This is a genomic window from Pseudoalteromonas sp. ABE4_541 (assembly GCF_056312285.1).
Map to the genome: position 1 here is coordinate 1 of NZ_JBSVEM010000007.1, position 25,699 is coordinate 25,699.

Here is a 25,699-nt window from a genome sequence, read left to right on the forward strand (position 1 = left end):
GACGTTTCTTTGTAAGAGTGAGCCTCCGACCGATCACAGGCTCAAATTTCAGACACAAAAAAACCGACTGTCTTTTTAGAACATGTCGGTTAATTGCTCACTTCTTTAGAAGAAGTGGCGGACGCGGGACGTTTCTTTGTAAGAGTGAGCCTCCGACCGATCACAGGCTCAAATTTCAGACACAAAAAAACCGACTGTCTTTTTAGAACATGTCGGTTGATTGCTCACTTCTTTAGAAGAAGTGGCGGACGCGGGAGGATTCGAACCTCCGACCGCCTGGTTCGTAGCCAGGTACTCTATCCAGCTGAGCTACGCGTCCGTCGTTAAGTATCTTTTTCATCTTCACTTAAAGATGCTCATATATTTTACCACTTAGAGAAAAGTGGCGGACGCGGGACGTTTTTTGTAAGAGTGAACCTCCGACTGCCTGCATCGCAATTCTTTATATTTAACCACTTAAGAAAAGTGGCGGACGCGGGAGGATTCGAACCTCCGACCGCCTGGTTCGTAGCCAGGTACTCTATCCAGCTGAGCTACGCGTCCGTCGTTTAAAATTTTATATCTCTTAAAGATACCTCTATTTTTAACCACTTGAGAAAAGTGGCGGACGCGGGAGGATTCGAACCTCCGACCGCCTGGTTCGTAGCCAGGTACTCTATCCAGCTGAGCTACGCGTCCGTCTTAAGTATCTTTTACATCTTTACTTACCAGATGCGAACTTGTTCGTAGCCATCATTGCTAAATAAGCTATCCAGCTAACTACGCGTCCGTTACAAGAAACCATGTTAAGTACATGGCGGAGAGGGAGGGATTCGAACCCTCGATAGGGCTACAAACCCTATACTCCCTTAGCAGGGGAGCGCCTTCGGCCACTCGGCCACCTCTCCGTCTTGTGGATGCGTATAATAAAGACTTACGAAAATAAGTCAAACACTTTTATGGTAAAAATGGACTGTATGCTCATAGAATGTGCAGCTTTTAAGTCATTTATATGACGACGTTTAAGTTTTCGTCGCTTCACGCCTAAAAATAGAGCAAAACAAAGTAAAGATACAAAAAAGCCGCTATCAAAGCGGCTTTTTATGTTTAATTAAATTAGTCAGCTTGAGGGCGCATATGCGGGAACAAGATAACATCTTTAATCGTTGGCGAATCAGTAAATAGCATCACTAGACGGTCAATACCAATCCCCTCACCTGCCGTGGGCGGTAAGCCATACTCAAGTGCTTGGATATAATCATCATCAAAGTGCATTGCTTCATCATCGCCTGCATCTTTCTCTTCAACCTGACGTGCAAAGCGAGCAGCTTGGTCTTCTGCATCGTTAAGCTCTGAGAAGCCATTGGCAAGCTCACGACCACCTACGAAGAATTCAAAACGGTCAGTAATAAACGGGTTTTCATCGTTACGACGCGCAAGAGGAGACACTTCCCACGGGTACTCTGTAATGAAAGTCGGTTGAATAAGCTTATGCTCTGCCACTTCTTCGAAGATCTCACATAAAAACTTACCAGGGCCCCAAACACAGTTTTCAGGGATCTTAACGTGAACTTGCTTAGCAAACGCTTTTAATTCTTCAAAGTGGTTTTCAGGGTCTTTGAAAATATGTGCTTGAGCCGCAGCATCTTCAGAATGTTCAATGATTGCGTCAGCCATTGATAAGCGAACAAAAGGCTGACCAAAGTCATACTCAATCGTATCAACCACTTCACCCTCAGCATTCTTTGTAGTGTTCACAATGGTTGTTGTGCCTAACACGTCTTGCGCAACCGTGCGAAGCATATCTTCAGTAAGGTTCATGAGATCTTTATAATCGGCATACGCTTGGTAGAATTCAATCATGGTGAACTCTGGGTTGTGACGTGTTGAAAGACCTTCGTTACGGAAGTTGCGGTTAATTTCGAATACACGGTCAAAACCACCCACCACTAAACGTTTAAGGTAAAGCTCTGGCGCGATACGCAAGTACATATCGATATCTAGCGCATTGTGGTGTGTAACGAATGGACGTGCTGTAGCACCGCCAGGAATAACTTGTAACATCGGCGTTTCTACTTCCATAAAGTCACGCTCAGCAAGGAAGCGACGAATGCCTTCGATCACTTTAGAGCGGATGCGGAATGTTTCACGCGTATCCATATTAGTGATCAAATCAACATAACGCTGACGATACTTCGCTTCTTGGTCGGTTAAACCATGGAACTTCTCTGGTAATGGGCGTAAAGACTTAGTTAGTAGCTCATACTCAACCATGTCTACGTATAGGTCACCTTTACCCGACTTATGTACAGGCCCTTTCACGCCAATGATGTCACCAATGTCTAACTGACCATACTTTTCTTTTAAGTCTTTCTGTACATCTTTTGAAGCATAAGCCTGAATACGACCTTTCATGTCTTGTAACACAAGAAAAGGACCACGCTTCGCTAAGATACGGCCTGCTACAGCAGCTTGCTGGTCTAGCTCAACCAGCTCTTCTTTCGATTTATCGCCAAGCTTAGCCTGTAGATCAGCCGTATAGTCTTCACGGCGGAAGGTGTTTGGATGGCCATTGGCATTGCAATTCTCGCGAATCGCATCCAACTTATTACGACGCTCAGCAATGAGTTTGTTTTCGTCTTGGATTTGATCTGTCATTTTTTAGCTCTTAATTTAGCTTGTTGATTAAAGGCCTGACTTCAGGCTAGCTTCGATAAATTTGTCTAAGTCGCCATCAAGAACGGCTTGCGTATTACGGTTTTCAACACCGGTACGTAAATCTTTGATACGAGAGTCATCCAATACATATGAACGTATTTGACTACCCCAACCGATATCAGACTTTGCATCTTCTTGTGACTGTTTTTCAGCGTTTTGCGCTTGCATTTCTAGCTCAAATAACTTGGCTTTCAATTGCTTCATCGCTTGTGCTTTGTTCTTGTGCTGCGAACGTTCGTTCTGACATTGTACTACCGTATTGGTTGGCACGTGCGTGATACGAACCGCAGACTCGGTGGTGTTTACGTGCTGACCACCCGCACCCGATGCTCGATATACGTCGATACGTAAATCGGCTGGGTTAATATCAATTTCAATATTGTCGTCAACTTCTGGATAGACGAATGCTGAAGCAAACGAAGTATGGCGGCGACCACTTGAGTCAAATGGGCTCTTACGTACCAAACGGTGAACGCCCGTTTCCGTGCGCAACCAACCATAAGCGTATTCGCCAACAAAACGGACCGTTGCCCCTTTAATACCCGCAACATCCCCGTCGGTGGCTTCAACTAGCTCAACTTTAAAGCCTTTCGCTTCACCCCAACGCAAGTACATGCGTAGCAACATGTTACACCAGTCTTGCGCTTCCGTTCCGCCTGACCCTGCTTGTAAGTCTAAATATGCATCGCTGTCATCATGTGCACCGGAAAACATTCTGCGAAACTCAAGTTTTTCTAATGAGGCGACTAGCGTTTCTAATTCTTGCTGCGCTTCATCAAAAGTGTCTTGATCTTCTGCTTCTACAGCTAGCTCAACAAGACCTTCAACATCATCGGCACCTGCAACCAGTTCATCAATGGTTTCAACAACGGCTTCTAACGCTGATTTTTCACGGCCTAAAGCTTGCGCTTTTTCCGGTTCATTCCATACTGCTGAATCTTCTAATTCGGCATTCACTTCTTCTAAACGCTCTAGTTTGTGAGCGTAGTCAAAGATACCCCCGAAGCAGTTCAGTACGTTCGCGAATGTCCTTGATTTGATTAATCACAGGATTCACTTCAAACATGCACATTACTCCAAAAATTGCTCGATTTTATAGAGTTGCTGCTATTTCAGTTCTCACCTAACAGCACCCCAATTATTAAACGCGCCATAGTAGCAAAATTTGTTGTCGCTATAAATGCCTTTATGCGGTAATCGCGCTGATTTCTCGTACGATCAACTGTAATGAAAACTTGCCTCTAAACTCGTTTATATCGAGCTGATAAGCAACCAAAGCCGTGTTTGCTTGCGTATTTGGCCAAGCTCTGACATCCACATTAAAGGCAATGGCATCGACCAGTTTTCCTGAAATATGTTTTAGCACGAGTTTTAAGTGCTTTTCACCAACGATACGCTGCTGAACGAGTTCAAATTCACCATTAAATACGGGCTCTGGAAAGTGCTGTCCCCACGGTCCTGCTTGTTGCAATAACTGCGCAAAATCCATTGAAAAGCACTCTGCGGGTAGCTCTCCATCGGTCAGTAAGATACTTTGCTTCAGCTCCTCTGACAGCACTTGAGTAACCGCGTCCGTAAACGCGATTTTAAAGCGTTCAAAATCCACTTCATGAATCGTCAATCCAGCAGCCATTGCGTGACCACCAAATTTGACTATCAAATCAGGGTATTGTGTATTAAGTGATTCAAGTATGTCACGCATATGTACGCCATCAATTGAACGACATGAGCCTTTGATCTCGCCGTTATCACCCTGCGCAAAAATCACCGTTGGTCGATGGTATTGCTCTTTTAAGCGGCCCGCTAAAATACCAATAACGCCTTGATGCCAATCATCTTGATATAAACACAGTGCATCCGGTACGGTTTGCGCACTCAGTACTAGTCGCTCTAACACGGCTTGTGCTTCTTGTTGCATGCCCTGCTCTATTTCACGGCGTTCGTGATTTAAACTATCCAGCTCGCTTGCAATGCGCCTTGCCTGCTGTGCATCTTTTGAAAGCAAGCATGCAATACCCAAACTCATATCATCTAAGCGCCCAGCAGCATTTAGGCGTGGCGCAAGCGCAAAGCCAAAATCACTGGCACTCAAGCGTGCCGTATTGCGATTAGCCACTTCAATAAGCGCTTGAATACCAGGGCGCGTGTGCCCTGAGCGAATCCGTGCTAAACCTTGATAAACTAGTGTGCGGTTATTAGCGTCCAGCGCAACCACATCCGCCACTGTACCGAGTGCCACCACATCTAACAATGATGCTAAATTCGGCTCCGCTTGGCTCGTATTGGTAAAGTAGTTGTTTGCTCTTAGGTGATGACGCAGCGCTATCAAAACATAAAATGCCACGCCAACACCAGCGATTGATTTTGATGGAAACTGACAGTCGAATTGGTTAGGGTTCACAATGGCATCGGCGTTTGGTAATTGCTCACCTTGCAAATGATGGTCGGTAACAATAACTTGAATACCCGCTTGCTTAACAATATCAATTCCCGCTATACATGATATGCCATTGTCCACGGTAATAACCAAATCTGGCGCTAATTGTACTATGTGCTCAGCTAAGGCTGGGCTTAAGCCGTAACCTAAACTAAAACGATCTGGTACAAGGTAATTAACATCCTCAAATCCAAATTGCGTAAGCCCTTCCATGAGCACCGTGGTACTCGTCGCACCATCGGCATCAAAATCACCAACAATTAATATCTTAGCTTTTTGTAAAAGCGCTAAATGCAAAATATCGCAGGCTTTTTCAATGTCTTTGAATAAACGAAAATCAAGCAAAGTACTTGCTCTATTATCCAGTTCGTCAGCATCACGTACACCACGGCTGGCATATATTTGTTTGATGATTGGATGTAAATGGTTGGGCAAATGACTGTCGTCAACGCGCTTACGAACTTTTATCTGGGTATCCATGAACGACACGACCTTATGTTTTAAACAGCAAAAAGGGCCGTTCGGCCCTTTCTAATCATTCAGTCATTATACCTAGATTTATGACTCGTTACCTTTGTCTTGAAGCATTTTTGCTAAAGCATCGGCAGGTTGGTATCCAGGGATCAGTGTGCCATCTTCTAATATAATGGCTGGCGTACCGCTCAAGCCGAAGCTTTGACCTAACTGATAGTGTTCAGCAACAGGTGCGCTGCAGCTTTCGACATTCTCAACTTCTTGACCCGCTTTTGCATCGGTTAATGCTTGCGCCGCATCTTTTGCACACCAAACATTCATTAAGTCTTCATAGCCACCACTGCCAATACCGCCGCGTGGATACGCTAAATATTTAACCGTAATCCCTTGTGCCAAATAATCTTCTAATTCACGGTGAAGTTTACGGCAATAACCACACGTGATATCCGTAAATACGGTGATCTGATGCTTTTCATTTTCAGCTTTGTAGACAATCATTGAATCTTGGTATTTCGCAACACCTTCTTTACGAACTCCACTCAGCGCTTGATCTGTCACGTTTACTCGATTTTCTAAATCAATGATATTACCTTGCATAAGGTATTTGCCATCAGGAGTGGCATATAGAACACCTTTGTCAGTCAATACCGTTTTAAGTCCCGCTACAGGGCTATCTTCGATTGAAGACACTGTTACCCCTAATTTAGCAAAGCTTAACTTGATTGGCTCTATAGAGGTTGGAACCATAACCGGTTTTTCTTCTACATTAGATGCTTCATTCGCGCCAACCGTAAAGCAGCATGCCATTGCCGCCGCAACCATTATTTTCTTCATATCATACTCTTTAAAATTATTATCCTATTAACCCAGTAGACCGACGATTTGAAATAAAATTCCATCACGCTCTGGGATGATGTTGCTGATGTAATGTTTTTAAACGCTCACTGGCAACATGCGTGTAAATTTGAGTGGTCGATAAATCACTATGCCCCAACATCATCTGTACTACTCTTAAATCCGCACCATGATTCAGCAAATGTGTTGCAAAAGCATGGCGTAATGTATGTGGCGATAATGGCGACATCACATTTGCCAAAATAGCATAGTGTTTAATTCGATGCCAAAAGGTTTGCCGCGTCATACCCGTTCCACGCTTGGATGGAAACACAAAATCGGTAGCATGTTTCACCATTTCTGGGCGTCCTACACGTAAAAATTCTTCAATATAGTGCAATGCTTCTTCACCCATTGGAACTAAACGCTCTTTACCCCCTTTGCCTTTTACAAGAACAACAGCTTGTCGAAGGTTGATTTGTTCCATACGCAAACCAACTAACTCAGTGACACGCAAACCAGTAGCATACAGTAATTCTAGCATCGCTTTGTCTCTTAGCCCCATGGGGTCCGATAGTTCAGGCGCTTCAAGTAAAGCTTCAACTTCTTGCTCTGATAAGGTTTTAGGCAATGCTTGCGTTGTTTTAGGTTGTGCAATATTTAATAGCGGCGTTTGAGCAATGCTTTTTTCCCGTAAAAAAAATAAATAAAATTTTTTTAAAGCACTTATTGCACGCGCGGTGCTGCGTGCTTTTAACCCTAAATCTACTCGATAGGCTAAATATGCCTCAACGGTATCACTTTGTACGCACAACAAGGAACTCTCATTACCTTCACGTTGTATAAAGTAAGCAAACTTTTCTAAATCACTACGATAGGCCGCAAGCGTATTTTCACTTAACCCTTGTTCAAGAAATAATGAATCTAAAAAATGTTCGATAAACTCAGCATTCTCGTCACTGAGTTTATTTATGGGCTGACTATGTTCTTTGCTCACAGGCTTCCTGTATCAATTTAGTGCATCATAATGTAGACTTCGCGCCTATCATATCAGTCAAACGAAAAGTGATAAACACTATGCAAATAGGCTTATTTTATGGCTCAACCACTTGCTACACAGAGATGGCAGCAGAAAAGATAAAAGACATTATTGGTGACGATATAGTCTCATTGCACAATATTAAAGATGAGCCGCTTAGTGGTGCACAGCAATACGACTTTTTGATTTTTGGTATTTCTACTTGGGACTTTGGTGAGTTACAAGAAGATTGGGAATCTTGTTGGGATGATATTGATAGCGTCAACCTTTCGGGCAAAACCATCGCTTTATTTGGCATGGGAGATCAACAAGGGTATGGGCAATGGTTTCAAGATGCTTTGGGCATGCTCCATAACAAAATTCAACCGCAAGGCGTGCAGTTCTTAGGTTACTGGCCAAACACACCTGACTATGAGTTTGAAGCCTCAAAAGCACTCACACCAGACAAAACCCACTTTGTCGGGCTTGCGCTTGACGAAGACAGCCAATACGAACAAAGCGACGAACGTATCGCCACTTGGATCACACAAATCATGACTGAATATAGCGAACAGTTATAGCTTTCCCTTTCTTCTAGGCCCAGGAAACTTCTCGTATCCAAGCGCGCATGTGTGGAAATCCGCGTTCAGGGTCTAGCATATCCCACGCGCCAAGTAAGGGATAACCGAATATGCCATTATTCTCAAATAAAGTGATTAAGGTCTCATTCTGCCCTTTATATCCATCTGGGTGTAATACAACTTCCAACGGGAAGCCGATAAACTGGATTGCCGCAACAGACCACGCTATTGCCGCCATTTCTTCGCCATGCATCCAATCTTTATTACGACCACTCTCATAAACATTATTACTGAGTAAATGACGCTCAGAAGGCTCACATACTGCTATATGGCCAGCCTCATGCAGAATATCACCAGGGTATAGTAAGCGTTCCAAATCAATATAAAGCTCACCTTGCACCAACTTAAGGCCCGGCAAAAACGTTTCTTCGCCAAAATGGCTGAGCTTATATGGAACACCAATCTCACTTAAAAATGCGAGAATTTGACGAGTGATATTATCTTTTGGCAAAGAGCTATGCATAACTAAACCTTGATACCTAATCCACAAGTAATCATGCCTTATATTTCTATAATAAAAAAGCATGTGTAATAAGTTGTAAGTAAGCCCAAAGTAGCTCACATTTTTAGATAAAAAGCTTGGCAAAGTGCAACAAACTTTTTGCTGTACTGCTTGTCGTGTTCATAGATCACCAAAGAGTCTAATTCCACGTCATGCACCTTTTTAAAACCAAACTCCATCAAACTGCGCGATGGTGCCTTTTCTGGGGTGCTCGACACAAAACAGTGTCTGTACAGATTAACCCTGCTCTTAGCCGCTAGCTCGATAAACAGTTCCGCTTCAGTGCATGGTAATATCACAGACAATTTTGAGCCTTCGTGGCTTAATCTCAAAAATGCCGCTAGTAACTGTGAAAAAGATAAACTGTCTGTATGCCGAGCAATATTTCTCGCCTTATTTGGCCCTTTTAAGCTTTGGTTAAAATAGGGAGGATTACAAATCACCATATCAAATGCGTTCGCTATTTTAAAAGTGCTGATATCTCCTTGATGCAATTGAATATCAGGCCATGGGCTTTGCCAAATATTAGAAAATGCATCTTTATATGCCCCTTCATCAATTTCTATTGCCTCAACATCCAACTCAGGCATACGTTGTTTACACATTAAAGACAGCAACCCCGTTCCGCAGCCTATGTCGAGTAAGCGTTTGACATTACTTAGATTTGTCCATGCTCCAAGTAAAATACCATCCGTCGACACCTTCATCGCGGTATTCAGTTGTTGTACCTTAAATTGTTTAAATGCAAACCCTGACATGATTCACCTTTTCCAAAATAGCCATCACGCGTATAATTGCGTTCATTGTCCTTTATTTTTGATGCACTATGCAATTTTCTGAATTCGATCTTGATCCTAAAGTTTTAACCGCCATTAGCAAAATGGGCTTTGAAACAGCCACCAGCATTCAGCAGTTGGCCATTCCTGAAGCGCTAATTGGACGCGATATTTTGGCCTCGGCTCCGACGGGTACGGGTAAAACCGCAGCATTCTTGATCCCAGCAATTCAGTATTTACTAGATTTCCCTCGTCGAGATCCTGGTTTTGCGCGCGTACTTATCATGGCTCCAACTCGTGAGCTAGCCTATCAAGTGCATGAGCAATGCCAGCTTCTTGCCGCCAACACACATTTACGCATTGGCGTTGTGACTGGTGGGATTAACTACGGTAGCCACAAAGAAATATTTGAAAAAAATAACGATATTCTGATTGCTACACCAGGGCGACTAATGGAATACCTCGAAACCGAGAACTTCCACGCAGAAAACGTAGAGCTACTTATCCTTGATGAGGCGGACCGCATGTTGGACTTAGGCTTCAAAAAAGAAATGCTGCGTATCTGTGATGAAGCTAAAAACCGTCGTCAATGCTTTTTATTCTCAGCCACGTTAGAGGGTGACAGTGTTGAGCTATTTGCTGAACGTATCTTAAATGATCCTGCACTTTTAGAAGCCGAGTCGTCACGTAAAGAGAAGGCTAAGATTCACCAATGGGTTCACCTAGCGGATGACTACAAGCATAAACTTGCCATGCTAACACACCTTCTTAAAAATGAAGAAGAAGTACAAAAAGCCATTGTGTTTGTAAAAACGCGAGAACGTTTAGAACAGTTAGTCGGTGAGTTATATGCTCAAGATATCAAAACGACATGGTTGCGTGGGGAAATGCCGCAAGATAAGCGTATGGCTGCAATGGCGAGCTTCCATAGTGGCAGAACACGTATTTTGGTAGCAACCGATGTTGCCGCTCGTGGTATTGACGTTCCTGATATTACTCATGTTATCAACTTTGATATGCCACGCTCAGCGGACGTGTATGTACACCGCATTGGTAGAACGGGACGAGCTGGACGCAAAGGTACTGCAATTTCTTTGGTTGAGGCGCATGATGTTGCTATTTTGGCAAAAATTGAGCGTTATACCGAACAAAGCTTAAAACGCCGTGTTATTAAAGGGGTTGAACCACAACACAAAGAAGCAAAACTGCCGAAGAAGAAAAAAGACCCAGCAAAAATCAAAGCAAAGAAAAAGCTTAAGAGCAAGGTGAAAAAGAAAAAGTAGACCGTTCATCTTTAGACATTTTTAGCTTGAACTGAGCACTCTAATTGAGTGCTCAGATACTACGACAGATACTCCTCAAGTACCTCTTTAAGCTTATCGATCTCAATAGGCTTAGTAATAAAGTTATTCATCCCGTGCACAATGGCACGATTATAGTCTTCCGACATCGCATTTGCAGATAAACCACATATAGGCATTGTTAAGTTTAATTCATTACGAATGTAGTCTGTGGCAGTAAAACCATCCATGACGGGCATTTGAATATCCATCAGCACCAAATCGTACGCGTAGGGCGTATTAGTCAGTTTATCGATGGCTTGCTGGCCATCTTCCGCGATATCAGTTTGTAGCCCCATAGAGGTGAGTAGCTTATCTGCAACCATTTGATTCACAGCATTGTCTTCTACGAGTAAAATTCGTCCACTGAATGCGACCTGAAACTCATCATCTGTGGCAGCATTATTTGCCGCATCATAATTTACAATTTTCAACAACGAGCATAAATAGCGGTAAAACATGGTATACGTAAACGGCATTTCAAGTACCACAGCATCATTTTCAATCTCCACGCGAGTCAGCAAAACTCTATCACGTTTATCAATTATCGTACCAAAGCCAGCGCAGTAGTGTTGCAACATAGTAATTTGTGGCAAATTGATAACTTTCGACATCTCGTTATCTAAAATTAATAGAGCCTGTAGTTGCGCAATTTCGTCAGCGGACATTTCTGCCAATTCGTTCATTGTTGAGAAATAAACCTGACAACCATTAAATTCAAGGTACTTAGTGAGCAACAGGGAAAGTTCAGAGTTATCATCATGGCACAGCAAGTGTACCTGACGGGAATTGCCTATTGGCAGCTTTTGTACTTCCTGCTGTTTGCACGGCTTCAACCTGAGTAACACAGAAAACGCTGCTCCCTCCCCTTCTTTAGAGTACACGTTCACGCTACCATGCATTAACCCACATAACTGCTTTACAATCGCTAATCCAAGTCCCGTTCCACCATATTGTCGGCTTGTTGATACATCAGCCTGAGAGAAATGTTCAAACATCTGATGTTGTTGATGTTCTGAAATACCAATGCCTGTATCTTGCACATCAATACTCAAAATGGCTTCTCCGGTGGCCGTTTCTGTTACTGTGACGCGTAAAGTAACCCCACCCACAGAAGTGAACTTAATTGCATTATTGCATAAATTTAAAATGACTTGTGTGATCCTAATTTCATCTCCGATAAGGTGTGTTAGTTCAACCGGACAATAGCTTCTGAAGTATAAGTTTTTTTCCGCAGCCCGTAAGCTCATTGACGTGAGGATATTATCCAACATGGTATCTAGCTTAAATGGCTTGTTTTCAATATCTAATTTGCCAGCTTCAATTTTAGAAAAATCCAAGATATCGTTGATCACCGCCATTAATACCGTGGTTGAATAGCTTATTTTTCCCAAGTATTCTCGTTGCTCTGAATCGAGCTTTGAACCTTTGAGCAATTCAACGAGGCCAATAATGCCATTCATTGGCGTCCTGATCTCATGACTCATATTGGCAAGAAATAAACTTTTAGACAGGGTTGCTTGTTCAGCTTCTCGTCGCTTTGTATCGAGCTCTTGATTTAGCTCTTTTTGTTCAATAACGAGTTCTTTGGTGCGCTCAAACAACTCGTTTATTTGAATATTTTTTTTATGAAAAACACTCGCAGCTAACGATAACTGCCCTATTTCATCTCGCCTGTTTAAGTACGGTATATCCACAATATGCACATTGTTACTTAGGCGCTGAAATAAGCCCGTCAAAGTCCTAATTGGCCGGATCACTCTGATAATTAAAAAGGTCGCAAACACCGCCACTAAAACGACCCCTAAAAGCACAAATAACTCACTACGTTGCTGCAAAGAGTCCGTCATTTTTCGAGCTAGCTCAACATTAGTTTGCATTTCTTGTTCTTCAAGTTCGCGAAGCTTGGATGACAAATGAAGCACTTCATTGGCAGTACCTGGAAGCACCACATTGGTCAAATATAAGTAACCTCTAATTGTTTGGTGCAGCTTACGAAAAGATAAATTAATTTCACCCAGACGCGTCGACAAATCAGTGTGCTTTAGTTGCGCCAAACGACTTTGCGCTTGTGACAGTTGCTCATTAAATTCTCGGACTTGTTGTGCATTTTGCGTAATAAGATACGCAAGTACAGCGTTGTGAGCGCTCACTAAATGCGAGGTTAAAAGCGCTTGTTCTGTGGAGCTAAAACGGGAATCAATGATTTGTTGCGCAGAATCAATCAGACCAAGCAATTCGTTTTGGTAGAGAGATTGGCGTTTCTCACGCCCAGAAATCACCACTTTTAAATTGTCTCGGTAATCTCGCACATGACTTTGCATTCGCTCAATCATATCTGCAACTTGCTCCGAGCGATCTGGCGCGATTTTTAATACATTCAATGCTTCATCTATTTTATCAATTAACACCGAACTACGATTAATCGCCACAGAGCTTGCTGACTGCTTATAAATCAGCACATTTCTTTGTAAGTCAACAACCGATAATTCTAATCTGTAGGCTGTCTCGGCGAGTTGCGTTGAGCGTGCAATTTTATTATCTCGCTCTTCTAACAAACGATAACTTTCGTCTGCTAAATAAGCCGATATCAGTACCATCGCACAAATGAAAAATAGGCCGATGCCCAGTTGAAATGTTAATGAGCGAACAAACTTCATCTTGTTCCCTTAATTTATAAACTCATACCATTTCTGTAAGCTGTAGTCGTAACTCGGCATCACCGTGTTCCAAACTGCCACATTACTAAAACGTTTTAAATAGCTCCCCCCAGTTCTTACTTCTCCTTCTCTCACTGATAGTTTACCATCAGTGCCCGTAAGATCTTTTGCCGCCGGTAGCCCCTCATACCAGTAATCCCACTCAGTTTGCGACAAGTGGTTTTTTGCTCTTTGAGGATTGGAAATATAATAACCTTGTCTCGCAATAAACGCGCCGGGCCAGCCCGATAACCACCAGTTCATATATTCATAGGCAGCATCTTTAGCTGCACCTTGCGTTGCGGAAGATAAGCACATAACTCCATGCCAGCCACGATAACCCTCTTTTGGTGCCGCGTAGATCACCGGCACGTTTTGGCCATTTAATGCCGACACTGCTGGAGAAAACATACTCTCAATCACGACCCGATCAGTTTTCATAAAGTCAACCGACTCTGGGACTGAGGTCCAAAAACCGCTAAAGTGGCCCTGCTGCTTAAATTCACTGAGAATTTTGAACAACTGATCGAGCTCTTGATTGGTTATATTGCCAATATCGTTAAAAGTCATCAGGCGCTGTGCCTGTGCAGCTAATACCAAGTCAAATAAGCCAATGGTTGGTGCGTTTACGATACCCACTTTACCTTTATATTTTTCATCGAGTAGCCAACCCCAGCTTTCTGTTTTGTAGGGGATCCCTGGTTCAATCACGCGGGTGTTATAACCGAAAGAGTCCACGTTATGTACGTATGGCAGAAAACTAATCAAGCCCGATTCTTTATCTGATAAGCTGTGATCTGGCTGAACATGCAGCAGCTTATATGGCGCATCACCGGCACCAATATTCGCTTGTGGTTGTACTTTGCCCGTTTTAGTCAATGGGTTAATTTCATCCCAATATATCAAACGCTTCTTTTCGATCGGCTGGATTGACCCAGAGTACCAAAGAACATTAATACTATTTGACCATTGCTCGTATAAATCAAAAGACTCGGGCGACATAGCAGCCTTTTGCAACACTGCGGCACTGCCTTTGGGCTCAAATTGTAAACGAATACCCAAATCTTTCTCTGCTTGTGCCTTTAAAGCCGCCTGTAAAGTAACATGAGTACCAAGCACCCTGACTGTAAAGGTTTTCTTCGCGAATACATAAGGGGCTTTAAAACTGATTAGTCCGCAAGCGCCCAAACCCACGGCATTTTTTAACAAACGACGTTTACTGTGATCAATTTTTGTTGAAGGTAGCTTCTCAGTCATTTGATATTTCCTTACCATGAGAGGTCACAAAGTCTATGATTTGTGTGATTTTTAACCAAGTATAGAAGAGAGCGATTGAATTGGTATGCGTTTGGGCAAATAATTAGTTACCCAAACACAATGATGAAAATATCCAAATTTGAACTTAAGCGGGTGCGACTGAGCGCTTTTGACTTACAGTAAACATCATGATGACAGCGAGTGTTAACAACATCACTGGCATTGCAGCGATATTTAGCAATTGCCAGCCTATTACGGACTCAAGCCACCCAGAGGCTAACGAAGACAATGCCACCATACTAAACACCAAAAACTCGTTGCTAGCTTGTGCTTTTGCGCGCTCATGAGATTGGTAAGTTTCACTCACCATTTGTGTGGCAGAGATAAACATAAAATTCCAGCCAATTCCTAACAAGCACAGTGCCAATAAGAAATGCCAATGCGTCACGCCCATTAGGTTAATTGTACAACAAGCCAATATGACCAAGATGCCAGCCACCATCACTTTGCTTTGCCCAAAGCGAGTGATCAGTTTACCTGTAAAAAATGATGGGACAAACATACCTAGCACATGCCACTCAATGACCAGGGCTGAAGCGCTTAAATCAAAACCATGGCGATGCATTGCCAATGGTGTCGCTGTCATGAGCAGGTTCATGATTGTATAGCTCGTCATTGCGACTATCACAGCAGTAAAAAACTTGGGCTGACTGATTATCTGCTTCAAAGTACGGCTTTGCGCTTTATCAGTCTCCGCTTTTAACTCATTAAAAGTGACGGCTTGTAATAAGCACAAAGCAAAGATGTATAATGCACAGAGGGCTATGAATACATTCGCGTAATTGATTGAAGTAAAATGTGTGTTGACCCAAACAGCCATGTTGGGACCTAGAATAGCCGCCACCACACCACTTGCCATAATTGTCGAAATAGCTGTAGCGGGATTATGGCTTGCTTCAATAGCTGCAAAGCGATACAGCGTCGCAAAGCCAATACCAATGCCAATTAAAAACGTGGCAAAGCTGAATAGCCAAAATGCACCATTACTCAGGGCATAAAACCCCACCAACGTACCACCAATACCAATTAAATTTCCCAATGAAAAACCACGCTTACGACCAATTTTTGCCATGATCATTGAAGCGGGAATTGTGGTTAGCAATAGCCCTAACATTTGCGTCGCCACAGGAAAAGTGGTGTATGCTGCACTTGGGCTTAACGCCTGACCAACCAAAGCTGAAATGGTCACTAGCAAAATATTACCTGTGGTAATAAGCCCCTGACACATAGCCAACAGCAACACGTTTTTATTCATTCTTTTTCCAATAATTTAAACAACAAATATGGGTGCCGTTGTCATTAATTTTGCTCTTCTCTTAAGAAAACTGGCTCGTTTTCTTTCGCTGTTGCCGCTTCACTATAGTAATAGCCCGCACTATTAAATGCAGTTAAACCTTGTAATGAGTCGATATTGTTCTCAACAATATATCTGGCCATCATGCCTCTGGCTTTTTTTGCATAAAAGCTAATCACTTTATACTGACCATTTTTGCAGTCTTTGAAGACGGGCGTTATGATTTGAGCGTTAAGCGCTTTTTTATCCACGGCCTTAAAATACTCATTGGATGCCAAATTAACCAAGTGTTTGCTGTTTGATTCTGCGAGTGCTTGATTTAATTTCTCTGCAATAATGCTTCCCCAGAATTCATACAAATTTTTACCACGACTGTTTTCCAATTTGGTGCCCATTTCAAGGCGGTAGGCTTGCATTAAATCTAACGGCTTTAACACACCATATAGCCCAGACAAAATTCTTAAATGTTGTTGCGCATAATCTAGCGCTTTCTCTGATAAGCTACTCGCTTCCAGTCCAGTGTAAACATCACCATTAAATGCAAATAGCGCTTGTTTTGCATTGCGTAAATCAAATGGCTGAGCCCATTCATTGAATCTGGCTACATTTAAACCTGCTAACTTGTCGCTTATTTTCATCAAACTCGCCACTTGCTGTGGGGAGAGCTCTTTACACACTTTAATTAATTCTTCACTTTGCGAAAGTAATTCTGGCTGGGTAAATTTCGCCACGGGTGCAGGAGTTTCATAATCTAAATTTTTCGCCGGAGATATTACAGTGATCATTGCTGGCCTATTGACTTGAAATTGGTTTAGTGTCAATTTCAACACTATCCCTTATGGACTTCAAGTATTGAATAACCTTGAATTTATCAGGGGTAAGTCTTAGTTAATCCATAATAACCATCAGTTATTGTTGCCAGTCGCCCTGTTAATAGCGTGATCCCCTAGCAAAGAGGACAATTGACCTATTAAAGCCAGTCACGGTACTGCAACATAGGTATATTAGGATTTTTTTTCAGTTTGCTGCAAAATAGGAATGAGGAAAACCAATGACATCAGCATTAGATAGGCTAAAACAACACTCTTCGATTGTTGCCGACACAGGTGATATTGAAGCTATTCGTAAACACCAACCGGAAGACGCGACGACTAACCCGTCACTACTTCTCAAGGCCAGTGAAATGCCCGCCTATCAACCTTATCTTCAACGCGCATGGGATTATGCTAAAAGCGCAGAAACAGATGCGGATAAGCAATTAGAGTTAGCTTGCGACTATTTTGCAGTACTGATAGGTAAAGAAATTGCCGACATCGTACCGGGCTACATATCTACTGAGGTTGACGCTCGCTTATCTTTTGATACTCAAGCAACCATTGCCAAAGCAAAAACGCTGCTTAGCTTGTACGCTAAAGAAGGCGTAAGCCAAGATAAAATCTTAATTAAGATTGCATCAACGTGGGAAGGTATCAAAGCGGCAGAACAACTGGAAAAAGAAGGCATTAAGTGCAACCTAACCCTGCTATTTAGTGAAGCGCAGGCTCGTGCATGTGCTGACGCTAATGTATTTCTAATCTCACCATTTGTTGGCCGTATTTTAGACTGGCACGTTGCAAACGGTTTAGAAAAGCCAACCGACCCACTAGCGGACCCAGGTGTGCAATCAGTGCGTAGCATTTATGAGTTTTATAAACGTCACGGCTACAACACAGTTGTTATGGGCGCAAGCTTCCGTAACACTGGTGAGATCATCGCTCTCACAGGTTGCGACAAGTTAACCATCAGCCCTGCACTGCTTGAAGAGCTTGGTAAACTGACGGATGCACAAGAGTACTTGCTTGATAATGACTACACCGTTGAGGCAAAACCTGCACCGCTAACTGAATCTCAGTTCCGTTGGCTACACAACGACGATGCTATGGCAACAGAAAAACTCGCTGAAGGCATTCGCGCTTTCGCCAAAGCACAAGAAGAACTTGAAACTCGATTCAAAGCGCTTTAATTCAAGCTTTGTTTTTTAAAACGCCGCCTTCTGCGGCGTTTTTTGATCCATTATTCAATTATTGATTTTAATTAAACTGTCACTTTGGTTTAACCTAACAGACACAATTGTGTTTTATTTTTACCCAAGTTGTGGTATACCGAAGATGCTAGCAGCAAGAAATTGTGTGCAAAAGCGTTATTGAGGTTAATAATCAATAGGAGAAATTCATGGATAGCCTAGACGATATCATTGCAGTATTAGAAGGTCCTGAAACACAAAAACGAACCTCTCAAAAAAAACAAAAACGAAAATGGCGCGAAATTGAAGCGCTAAAAGATAAACAGCGTCTTCGCAAAGAACTACAGGAATTGGACTACTTTTCAGACAACCTAGATTTAGATGAACTTGATTTTATCTAAATAAAAAAGGCTCTCGATGTTAGGGCCTTTTTTATTGCTTGTATAAACTTAAACCTGCCAGTTAATGGGCTGCTTTCCCATGCTCTGCAGTAGCTGGTTAGTTTTCGAAAAGTGCTGGCAACCAAAGAAGCCTCTGTGTGCTGAGAGTGGTGATGGATGCGGCGCATGTAATACATGGTGACGATTTTTATCAATCGCCTTGCCTTTCTTTTGTGCATGCGCACCCCAAAGCAAAAACACAATGCCTTCACCATGTGTATTAAGCAGCTCAATCACAGCGTCTGTGAAGCGCTCCCAACCCAGTTTTTTGTGTGAATGCGCAGCACCTTGTTCAACCGTCAAAACAGTATTAAGTAATAAAACACCTTGTTCAGCCCAAGGCAGTAAATAGCCATGATCAGGAATGGTAAAGCCCGCAATATCTTGCGCGAGTTCCTTATACATATTCGCCAACGAAGGTGGGGGCTTAACCCCTGGCAGTACGGAAAAACATAATCCATGTGCTTGATTTGGGCCATGATATGGGTCTTGCCCTAAAATGACCACTTTAACCTGCTCGAATGGCGTGACCTTAAACGCCTCAAATACATGCTCCTGCGCAGGATATACCGTCACCCCAGACTCTCTGCGCTGTGCTACGTAATTCAGCGTATCTTGAAAGTAGGCTTGTTGTTTTTCTTGACCTAATACATCTTGCCAACTGGTCATGATGGTTTCCTTTATTGTTGTTGATAGTGCAAACGTGCGGACTGCAGTTTATCACACATCTCTGTCACGCCATCAAGCACGCGTATGCTGTATCTATGTAACAGATCAGCGTTGACCTCAATCATGTGTTGGTTTTTCACAGCCGGAATTTCTGGCCAAGCTTGCCAGTTCGCTTGCACTGCGGGCTTAGTACTTTTTTCAAATGGCAAAATGATCACCTGTGGAGAAGCTTTAAGCACGTTTTCAATACTAACTTGAGGGTAATCAGCATTACTGTCAGCAAACACATTTGTCGCACCACATAACGCCAGCAATTGATGAATACCTGTATTACGATTAATGCTCATCATTGGCTGCGGCCATAACTGATAGAACACGCTGATTTTAGACTTCGTTTGATATTGCTTTGCCAATTCATCAAAGCGCGTTGAAAACTGCTTTGCCAGTACCTCGGCACGCTTCTCTAAGCCCGTTAGCTGCCCTAAAACACGCAATTCATCACCCAGTTTACTAATGTCTTTACTATCGCTATAAACAACCTTAATCCCCAGTTGTTCAAGCTTGTCGAGGTCAGCTTTTTTGTTACCCGAATGCCAAGCGATAACAATATCAGGTTGCAGTGCAAGTATTTTTTCTAAGGCAATACCATTGTGTCCACCGACACGCTCTATGCTGTTTGCTTGTTCTGGGAAGTCAGCGTAGTCGACAGTACCCACAATGCGATCACCTGCCCCAATCGCAAATAAGTTCTCGACAATATGTGGTGCGAGCGCAATGATGCGCTGGGCAGGTTTGGCCTGCGTCACACTTGAAAATGTGAGAATGAATAAACAACAAAACCAAAACCTAGCCATTAATGGTCAAAACCTTGCAAAGCTTTAACACCGGATTCAAATGCATGTTTTACATTACGTACTTCACTCACCGTATCCGCAAGTTCAGTCAACTTACGATGTGCACCTCGACCTGTGATTATCACTGACTGCATTTTTGGGCGGTTAACAATGACATTCAACACTTCATCCAAATCAATATAGTCATAGCTTACCATGTAGGTAAGCTCATCTAACAAGACCAGATCGATACTGTCATCTTGTAACCAACGCTTTGCTTGCTGCCAAGTTTTCTGAGCAGCCAATGTATCTGTTTCTCGATTTTGTGTTTCCCAAGTAAAGCCTGTTTTCATCACTTCAAACGGCACACCAACTTGTTCTAGTAAATTGCGCTCGCCACATTCCCACATGCCTTTAATAAATTGCGCCACGGCCGCTTTTTTACCATGACCAACACAACGCGCTACGGTGCCAAAACCCGAGGTTGACTTTCCTTTGCCATTGCCAGTGATCACTTGAAAAATGCCCTGCACTTTATCCGCAGCAGCTATTTTAGAATCAACTTGCTCTTTTACTTTTTGCTGTCTTTGCTGATGCTTTTCTTGGCTTTTATTGCTCTTTTCACTCATTAAAATACACTCTTAAAAATCATTGTTGCTCATCAACTAACGCTAAGATAACGTCAATGTCCAAGTGCTGCTCACAGCTATCTGCTAATCTCTCTAACTGCTGCTCTCGATGTAAAGCTAAATCAAAAGAAGGGGTATCTAATCGTCCGTTACTTGCCCAACTTAAAATATGTTGTGACGCTTCAGACACATCAAACAGACCGTGTAAATAAGTACCTATTATCTGATTATCATCCGAAATAAATCCGTCTGCAGTCACCCCATTAGGGTGTTCTTTGAAGCGAATAAATGGCAACTTAAGCGCTTCGCCTTCACTTATCCCACAATGTATTTCATAGCCTTCTATAGCTGTTTCAACATCACCAAGCATGCATATTCCGCTCACTTGGGTCAGTGTTTTATGCGCTGTTAAGGTCGTAACAAAATCAGCTAACCCTAGCCCTGAAATTTCTCGACGCGAAGATTCGATACACAGAGGGTCGTAAATCATCTGTCCCAACATTTGTAAACCACCACATATACCTAATAACTTACCGCCAAAGCGCAAATGGCGGTGGATCTCATCCACCCATGATTCAGCTTTCAAGAAAGCCAAATCCCCGAGCACATTTTTACTACCGGGGATAATAATCAGATCGGTGGCATCGATCCGCTCGGTATGTTTTACATATTTTAGATCAATATTTGGGTGCAATCGCAAACTATCAAAGTCGGTATGATTACTCATGTGCGGTAACAACAACACGCTAATTTTAAGTTTTGCATCGGTTATATTGTTCTCTAGTGCAACTGCATCCTCGGCATCTAAATTTAGTGAATGTAAATAAGGCATCACGCCTAAAACAGGCTTACCTGTTTTTGCTTCAAGCCAATCCAACCCCGACTGCAACAACCCAATATCACCACGGAAGCGGTTGATCACAAAGCCTTTTACCAAGCTTTGCTCATATTCACTCAACAGCATAAGCGTACCAACCAAATGGGCAAACACACCGCCTTTATCGATATCTGCGACAATAATAACAGGACAGCCTACCTCACAGGCAAAGCCCATATTGGCAATATCATTCTCCCGCAAATTAATCTCGGCAGGACTTCCAGCCCCCTCAACAACAATAACCTCAAACTCATTTTGCAAACGTTGGTGTGACTCCAATACGGCCGCCATCGCCACTTTTTTGTAATCATGATATTTTGCAGCTTCCATATTACTGATCGCTTTACCATGGATGATCACTTGCGCGCCTGTATCACTATTTGGTTTGAGTAAAATAGGATTAAAGTCGGTACTCAATTCCACTTTGGCTGCAATAGCTTGCAGCGCTTGCGCTCGGCCAACTTCTCCACCACAGGGGGTTACCGCACTGTTTAAAGCCATATTTTGTGGTTTAAACGGTGCCACTTTGATACCTCGACGAGCAAATACACGACAAAGAGCAGCAGCAAGCGTGCTCTTACCTGCATCTGACGTTGTGCCTTGTATCATTAATGTCTTCAAAATCATCACCCCGTTAATTGTTTTTTCGCGTGACCAATAAGAACAAAAAGAACACACTGCCAATGGCAGCAGTGATCACACCCACAGGTAACTCTTGGTTATTCAGCATGGTACGAGCGAGAACATCAACCCAGAGCATAAACACTCCACCAGCGATGGTGATACAAACCAGTCCAAGTGTAGAAGCTTGGGAAATAAAAAAGCGTACCATATGTGGGATCATTAACCCCACGAACCCAACTCCCCCACATGAAGCAACGAGTACCGCCGTTACCAAAGAGCTGACTATCAACATACCAAGGCGTACCCTATTAACGTTTATACCTAATGTAATTGCACTTTCATCGCCAAGCAGTAATGTATTTAGAACACGGCGGTAAAGCAGCACCACAAATAGGCAAGCTCCCACGACGAAACAAGGTAACCAAAGCCATTGCCATTGTGCGCGGCTAAAGCTGCCTAAAGTCCAAAAGATAATGGCACTGATGGCTTGTGGATCGCTCCAATACAAAAGTAAACTGGTACAAGCACTAAATAAGAATGATAGAGCGACACCGGCAAGTAACATAGACTCAACTTGCCTACTTGCTTGGCTTCTGGCAATAATCAATAGCAAGATCATGGCTGCAAGACTACCTAAAAAGGCAGCCCCCGATAACCAGAGTCCAGCTTGCACACCAGTAAATGCAAATAACAGCACCACACCGAATGAAGCGCCAGAAGATACACCAAATAGGTAAGGATCAGCTAAAGGATTACGAGTTACCGTTTGCAAAATAAGTCCTGCCAGCGCCAAGCCACAACCAGAAAAAAAAGCTAAGATCGCACGTGGTAGTCGCAATTCAATAATGACCTTATGCTCCAGCTGGGTGTCCGAGTAAGCAAAAAGCGCTTGTACCACATCAGATAAAGCGATAGGTATTGCACCTAAACTTAATGCACCCAAAAAGCTAATCGCTACCACAGCGCTCAAAAAGATACTGAAAGGCAAACGGCTCATTGAATATATCCGTAATGATAACGAATATGCGGTACTTGTCGTGTATTACCTTGAAAACTCGGCAAGCGGCTCACCTCGGCACACACACCAAACACATCACTCAGTAACTGAGGTGTTATAACGTCAGCAGGGTCGCCTTGTGCAACCAATTTCCCTCCTTTGAGCACGAGCAATTTATCACTCATCGCTGACGCTAAATTTAAATCATGAAAAGAAGCCAAGACGCTGATACCCAAAGACTTAGCAAGTTCCATAATTTGAATTTGATACTTCACATCAAGGTGACTCGTTGGTTCATCCATAATGAGTAACTCAGGTTGTTGTACAATCGCGCGAGCGATCATCACCCGTTGCTTTTCTCCACCAGAAAGTGAGCTAAATATTTGATGAGATTTATGGGTCAATTCGACTTTATCAATTGCGGCATCAATCAATTGGCGCTCTTTTTGACCTAAACAAGAAAATAATGTTTTGTGAGGTGTCAGACCCATTGCAACAACTTCATGCATTTCTAAATTGAATTGTTCTGGCACCTCTTGTAGTACAACCGCGACTTTCTTGGCATATGCTTGTCGTGTATAGCGCTCTAGCTGCTTTCCATACAACGACACGGAACCTCTAGAAGGAGGTACATAACGATATAGACAGCGCAACAAGGATGACTTACCAGCACCATTAGGCCCTAACAAACCCACAAATTCCCCCCGATTAACATCAAAACTGATCTTTTTGAGGATCTCGAGTTGATTGATCTTCAATTCAAGTTGTTGAACTTGCAGTATTGTTGGGGCTTTCGCCATTGGTTGTGTCATGTTGACCTTTCAATAAAAACGAACGGACACACAGACAACAAGTACTCGTTACATAAGTAAAGCACTAAAAAGTGGAGGATTGACTGTGACTCATAGTACGCCCGCTAAGAGTTAATTTGTTAATCTTGGTATCTGACTTTGGTCACTTTAAGCGACCTTCACAGTTGCGGGGACAGTTGAGTATTTGCAACTCATTCCCAAGTATCACTAACAACAATATGGCGTCATTATGCTGTCTAGATGGCTAAAATACAACTTTTGATGTACGGGCTTGAGTAAATATTGAAGACAACCAAAAATGCGAGCCGTAGCTCGCATTTCAAGGCTATTAGAAAACAGCTACAGAATTTGGTTTTCTTTCCAAGCTTGTTCTTTTGCCATGCGTTTTTTGCGTCTATCGCACGGGTCATCGCAGTCACAGGCTTTTTCAACACCTACTGCGCCTAAACCACCACAGCTGCTCGCCATTGACTTCTTCTGCACAATCACGCCGACTGCCATCGCAGCAATAATCAAAATCAGTAAACCAAAAGTAAGAAGAAACAGCGACATTGTATAAGCCCTTTTAAGGTGATAATTGGCCCAACATGCTTTGGGCCAATGACGGTTTTAAACACCACGCATTATAGCGCGGTTATTCTGCGCTCACAAATATGGTTTGAAAGCATCACTGGCATACGTTTTTAAGCCTTCTGGAGACTTACTGATCAAGTACACGGCAAGGTTATGTTCTTGTGCGTACGTTTTTGCTCGCTCCGTACCCATTATAGTTAAGGCCGTTGCCAAGCCATCTGCAGTCATCGCTGAAGGATGAAGAACCGTAACTGATACCAACTCATGCTTTACGGGCATGCCCGTGGCGGGGTCAATCAAATGGGTAAACGTTTCGCCATCCATTTCATAAAAAATACGGTAATCACCAGATGTCGCTATTCCTGTACTTCCAAGTTTAAGCTCTCTATGAGATTGACGCGTTCCCATTGGCGCATCAGGCTGCTCTATCGCAATAATCCATGGTACACCGTTCGGTTTCGAGCCTGAAACCCGCAGCTCTCCACCAATTTCAACCATATAATTCGTGATCCCCAACTCCTCGAGTAAAGACGCTACTTTATCAATACCAAACCCTTTAGCTGTTGCTGAAAATGATACCTCAAGGCCATCGACTGTTTTAGCCAGTCCTTGCTCATTCAAGGTTAACTTATCAACGCCTATACGGCTGATCATATCATCCAATTGTGCTTGAGAAGGACGCTTAGTTGGCCGCTTGTCTGGGCCAAATCCCCATAAGTCAATCAGTGGTCCCATGGTCACATCTAAGGTTTTTGTCGACTCACCAAGACGAATAGACTCTGCAACAACGGTTCTAAAATCATCACTAATAGGCATAATTTGGTCATGAGGCAGGCTATTAAAGCGGTTTATCTCTGAGTCCTTAACCCATGGGGACATTGACTGGTTGACCGCCACAAGCGTTTCGTCAACTCGCTTTTGAAGCTGCTCAGCGGTTATCACTGAATCGTCAGGAAAAGCTTTAATATTGTAGGTTGTGCCCATTGTTTTACCATGGAGCAGTAATGTTTTTGGCTGTTCATTTAATACACGATCGCACCCCACGATGCACAAAATAAAAAAAATAAAAAACGGCACAAATACGCGTTTCATGTTCCCTTCCTTAAAGAGTCATTTTTAAAATACACTTTTAATACCACCGCCAATTTAATCCATAAGATGACGCAGTACAGCATTAAAAGTTCGATATATATATAATAAAAAACCCCAAGACT

At 42.9% G+C, this 25,699-nt stretch carries 23 protein-coding genes, 4 tRNA genes and 1 riboswitch; of the genes, 4 read left to right on the plus strand and 23 right to left on the minus strand.

Annotated elements, in window-relative coordinates:
* Positions 1-242: 242 nt before the first annotated feature.
* The 9 genes from ACW689_RS08425 to xerD all read right to left on the minus strand — a co-directional run bounded on the left by ACW689_RS08425 (position 243) and on the right by xerD (position 7,439).
* A tRNA-Arg gene (locus ACW689_RS08425) sits at positions 243-319 on the minus strand.
* Between the two features lie 147 nt (positions 320-466).
* Positions 467-543, minus strand: a tRNA-Arg gene (locus ACW689_RS08430).
* A 58-nt stretch (positions 544-601) separates the two neighbouring features.
* A tRNA-Arg gene (locus tag ACW689_RS08435) sits at positions 602-678 on the minus strand.
* Between the two features lie 116 nt (positions 679-794).
* Positions 795-887: transfer RNA gene (locus tag ACW689_RS08440), tRNA-Ser, on the minus strand.
* 208 nt (positions 888-1,095) lie between these two features.
* Positions 1,096-2,637 carry a lysine--tRNA ligase gene (gene lysS / locus ACW689_RS08445; protein ID WP_476290286.1) on the minus strand — a complete coding sequence of 514 codons (1,542 nt, stop codon included), beginning with the start codon at positions 2,635-2,637 and terminating at the stop codon, positions 1,096-1,098.
* Positions 2,638-2,664: 27 nt separating this feature from the next.
* Positions 2,665-3,763 (minus strand): peptide chain release factor 2 gene (gene prfB, locus ACW689_RS08450; RefSeq protein ID WP_476290288.1). Its coding sequence is split into 2 segments (ribosomal slippage): positions 2,665-3,687 and positions 3,689-3,763, totalling 1,098 coding nucleotides; the frame shifts between segments, so codons are not numbered across the junction.
* Between the two features lie 120 nt (positions 3,764-3,883).
* Positions 3,884-5,614 (minus strand): single-stranded-DNA-specific exonuclease RecJ, encoded by a 1,731-nt coding sequence (recJ, locus tag ACW689_RS08455; RefSeq protein ID WP_476290290.1) that lies wholly within the window; start codon positions 5,612-5,614, stop codon positions 3,884-3,886.
* A gap of 78 nt (positions 5,615-5,692) precedes the next feature.
* Entirely contained in the window at positions 5,693-6,355 is a 663-nt protein-coding gene (dsbC, locus tag ACW689_RS08460; protein WP_476290683.1) for a bifunctional protein-disulfide isomerase/oxidoreductase DsbC, read from the minus strand.
* 151 nt (positions 6,356-6,506) lie between these two features.
* Entirely contained in the window at positions 6,507-7,439 is a 933-nt protein-coding gene (xerD, locus tag ACW689_RS08465) for a site-specific tyrosine recombinase XerD (protein WP_476290292.1), read from the minus strand.
* 80 nt (positions 7,440-7,519) lie between these two features.
* Between xerD and fldB the strand changes: the two genes are divergently transcribed.
* Positions 7,520-8,041, plus strand: coding sequence for a flavodoxin FldB (gene fldB, locus ACW689_RS08470; RefSeq protein WP_476290294.1), 522 nt, complete (start codon positions 7,520-7,522; stop codon positions 8,039-8,041).
* 13 nt (positions 8,042-8,054) lie between these two features.
* On the opposite strand, the gene ACW689_RS08475 is transcribed toward fldB, so the two are convergent.
* Positions 8,055-8,564, minus strand: coding sequence for a hypothetical protein (locus ACW689_RS08475; protein WP_476290296.1), 510 nt, complete (start codon positions 8,562-8,564; stop codon positions 8,055-8,057).
* A gap of 95 nt (positions 8,565-8,659) precedes the next feature.
* Positions 8,660-9,361, minus strand: coding sequence for a tRNA1(Val) (adenine(37)-N6)-methyltransferase (locus ACW689_RS08480; RefSeq protein ID WP_476290298.1), 702 nt, complete (start codon positions 9,359-9,361; stop codon positions 8,660-8,662).
* A 68-nt stretch (positions 9,362-9,429) separates the two neighbouring features.
* Here ACW689_RS08480 and srmB point away from each other — a divergent pair, with 68 nt between their 5' ends.
* Complete coding sequence (gene srmB / locus ACW689_RS08485; protein ID WP_476290300.1) at positions 9,430-10,662, plus strand: ATP-dependent RNA helicase SrmB; 1,233 nt, start codon at positions 9,430-9,432, stop codon at positions 10,660-10,662.
* Positions 10,663-10,721: 59 nt separating this feature from the next.
* On the opposite strand, the gene ACW689_RS08490 is transcribed toward srmB, so the two are convergent.
* The 4 genes from ACW689_RS08490 to yaaA all read right to left on the minus strand — a co-directional run bounded on the left by ACW689_RS08490 (position 10,722) and on the right by yaaA (position 16,814).
* Complete coding sequence (locus tag ACW689_RS08490; protein ID WP_476290302.1) at positions 10,722-13,379, minus strand: hybrid sensor histidine kinase/response regulator; 2,658 nt, start codon at positions 13,377-13,379, stop codon at positions 10,722-10,724.
* Positions 13,380-13,388: 9 nt separating this feature from the next.
* On the minus strand, positions 13,389-14,648 hold the full coding sequence (locus ACW689_RS08495) for an ABC transporter substrate-binding protein (RefSeq protein WP_476290685.1): 1,260 nt from the start codon (positions 14,646-14,648) through the stop codon (positions 13,389-13,391).
* Between the two features lie 172 nt (positions 14,649-14,820).
* Positions 14,821-15,990, minus strand: a complete 1,170-nt coding sequence (locus ACW689_RS08500) for an MFS transporter (protein ID WP_476290304.1) — start codon at positions 15,988-15,990, stop codon at positions 14,821-14,823.
* Positions 15,991-16,034: 44 nt separating this feature from the next.
* Complete coding sequence (gene yaaA / locus ACW689_RS08505) at positions 16,035-16,814, minus strand: peroxide stress protein YaaA (protein ID WP_476290306.1); 780 nt, start codon at positions 16,812-16,814, stop codon at positions 16,035-16,037.
* A gap of 266 nt (positions 16,815-17,080) precedes the next feature.
* On the opposite strand from yaaA, the gene tal reads away from it, so the two are divergent.
* Together tal and ACW689_RS08515 are read left to right on the plus strand one after the other, a co-directional pair.
* Positions 17,081-18,031, plus strand: coding sequence for a transaldolase (tal, locus tag ACW689_RS08510; protein WP_476290308.1), 951 nt, complete (start codon positions 17,081-17,083; stop codon positions 18,029-18,031).
* A 209-nt stretch (positions 18,032-18,240) separates the two neighbouring features.
* Positions 18,241-18,432, plus strand: a complete 192-nt coding sequence (locus tag ACW689_RS08515; RefSeq protein ID WP_476290310.1) for a DUF3545 family protein — start codon at positions 18,241-18,243, stop codon at positions 18,430-18,432.
* A 48-nt stretch (positions 18,433-18,480) separates the two neighbouring features.
* On the opposite strand, the gene ung is transcribed toward ACW689_RS08515, so the two are convergent.
* The 8 genes from ung to ACW689_RS08555 form a co-directional block, all read right to left on the minus strand.
* Positions 18,481-19,140: a uracil-DNA glycosylase gene (ung, locus tag ACW689_RS08520; protein WP_476290312.1), complete on the minus strand. Its 660-nt coding sequence runs from the start codon at positions 19,138-19,140 to the stop codon at positions 18,481-18,483.
* An 11-nt stretch (positions 19,141-19,151) separates the two neighbouring features.
* Positions 19,152-19,994 carry a cobalamin-binding protein gene (locus ACW689_RS08525; RefSeq protein ID WP_476290314.1) on the minus strand — a complete coding sequence of 281 codons (843 nt, stop codon included), beginning with the start codon at positions 19,992-19,994 and terminating at the stop codon, positions 19,152-19,154.
* On the minus strand, positions 19,994-20,602 hold the full coding sequence (gene cobO / locus ACW689_RS08530) for a cob(I)yrinic acid a,c-diamide adenosyltransferase (RefSeq protein ID WP_476290316.1): 609 nt from the start codon (positions 20,600-20,602) through the stop codon (positions 19,994-19,996). The genes ACW689_RS08525 and cobO overlap by 1 nt, the downstream gene beginning before the upstream one ends.
* 19 nt (positions 20,603-20,621) lie before the next feature.
* Complete coding sequence (locus tag ACW689_RS08535; protein WP_476290318.1) at positions 20,622-22,100, minus strand: cobyric acid synthase; 1,479 nt, start codon at positions 22,098-22,100, stop codon at positions 20,622-20,624.
* A gap of 13 nt (positions 22,101-22,113) precedes the next feature.
* Complete coding sequence (locus ACW689_RS08540; protein WP_476290320.1) at positions 22,114-23,100, minus strand: FecCD family ABC transporter permease; 987 nt, start codon at positions 23,098-23,100, stop codon at positions 22,114-22,116.
* A complete protein-coding gene (locus ACW689_RS08545; RefSeq protein WP_476290322.1) occupies positions 23,097-23,912 on the minus strand; it encodes an ABC transporter ATP-binding protein in 816 nt (271 codons plus the stop codon). Before ACW689_RS08545 ends, ACW689_RS08540 begins: the two co-directional genes overlap by 4 nt.
* Positions 23,913-24,025: 113 nt before the next feature.
* A riboswitch (cobalamin riboswitch) is annotated at positions 24,026-24,150 on the minus strand.
* A 101-nt stretch (positions 24,151-24,251) separates the two neighbouring features.
* Complete coding sequence (gene nqrM / locus ACW689_RS08550) at positions 24,252-24,464, minus strand: (Na+)-NQR maturation NqrM (RefSeq protein WP_476290324.1); 213 nt, start codon at positions 24,462-24,464, stop codon at positions 24,252-24,254.
* Positions 24,465-24,557: 93 nt separating this feature from the next.
* Complete coding sequence (locus tag ACW689_RS08555; protein WP_476290326.1) at positions 24,558-25,577, minus strand: FAD:protein FMN transferase; 1,020 nt, start codon at positions 25,575-25,577, stop codon at positions 24,558-24,560.
* Positions 25,578-25,699 lie beyond the last annotated feature (122 nt).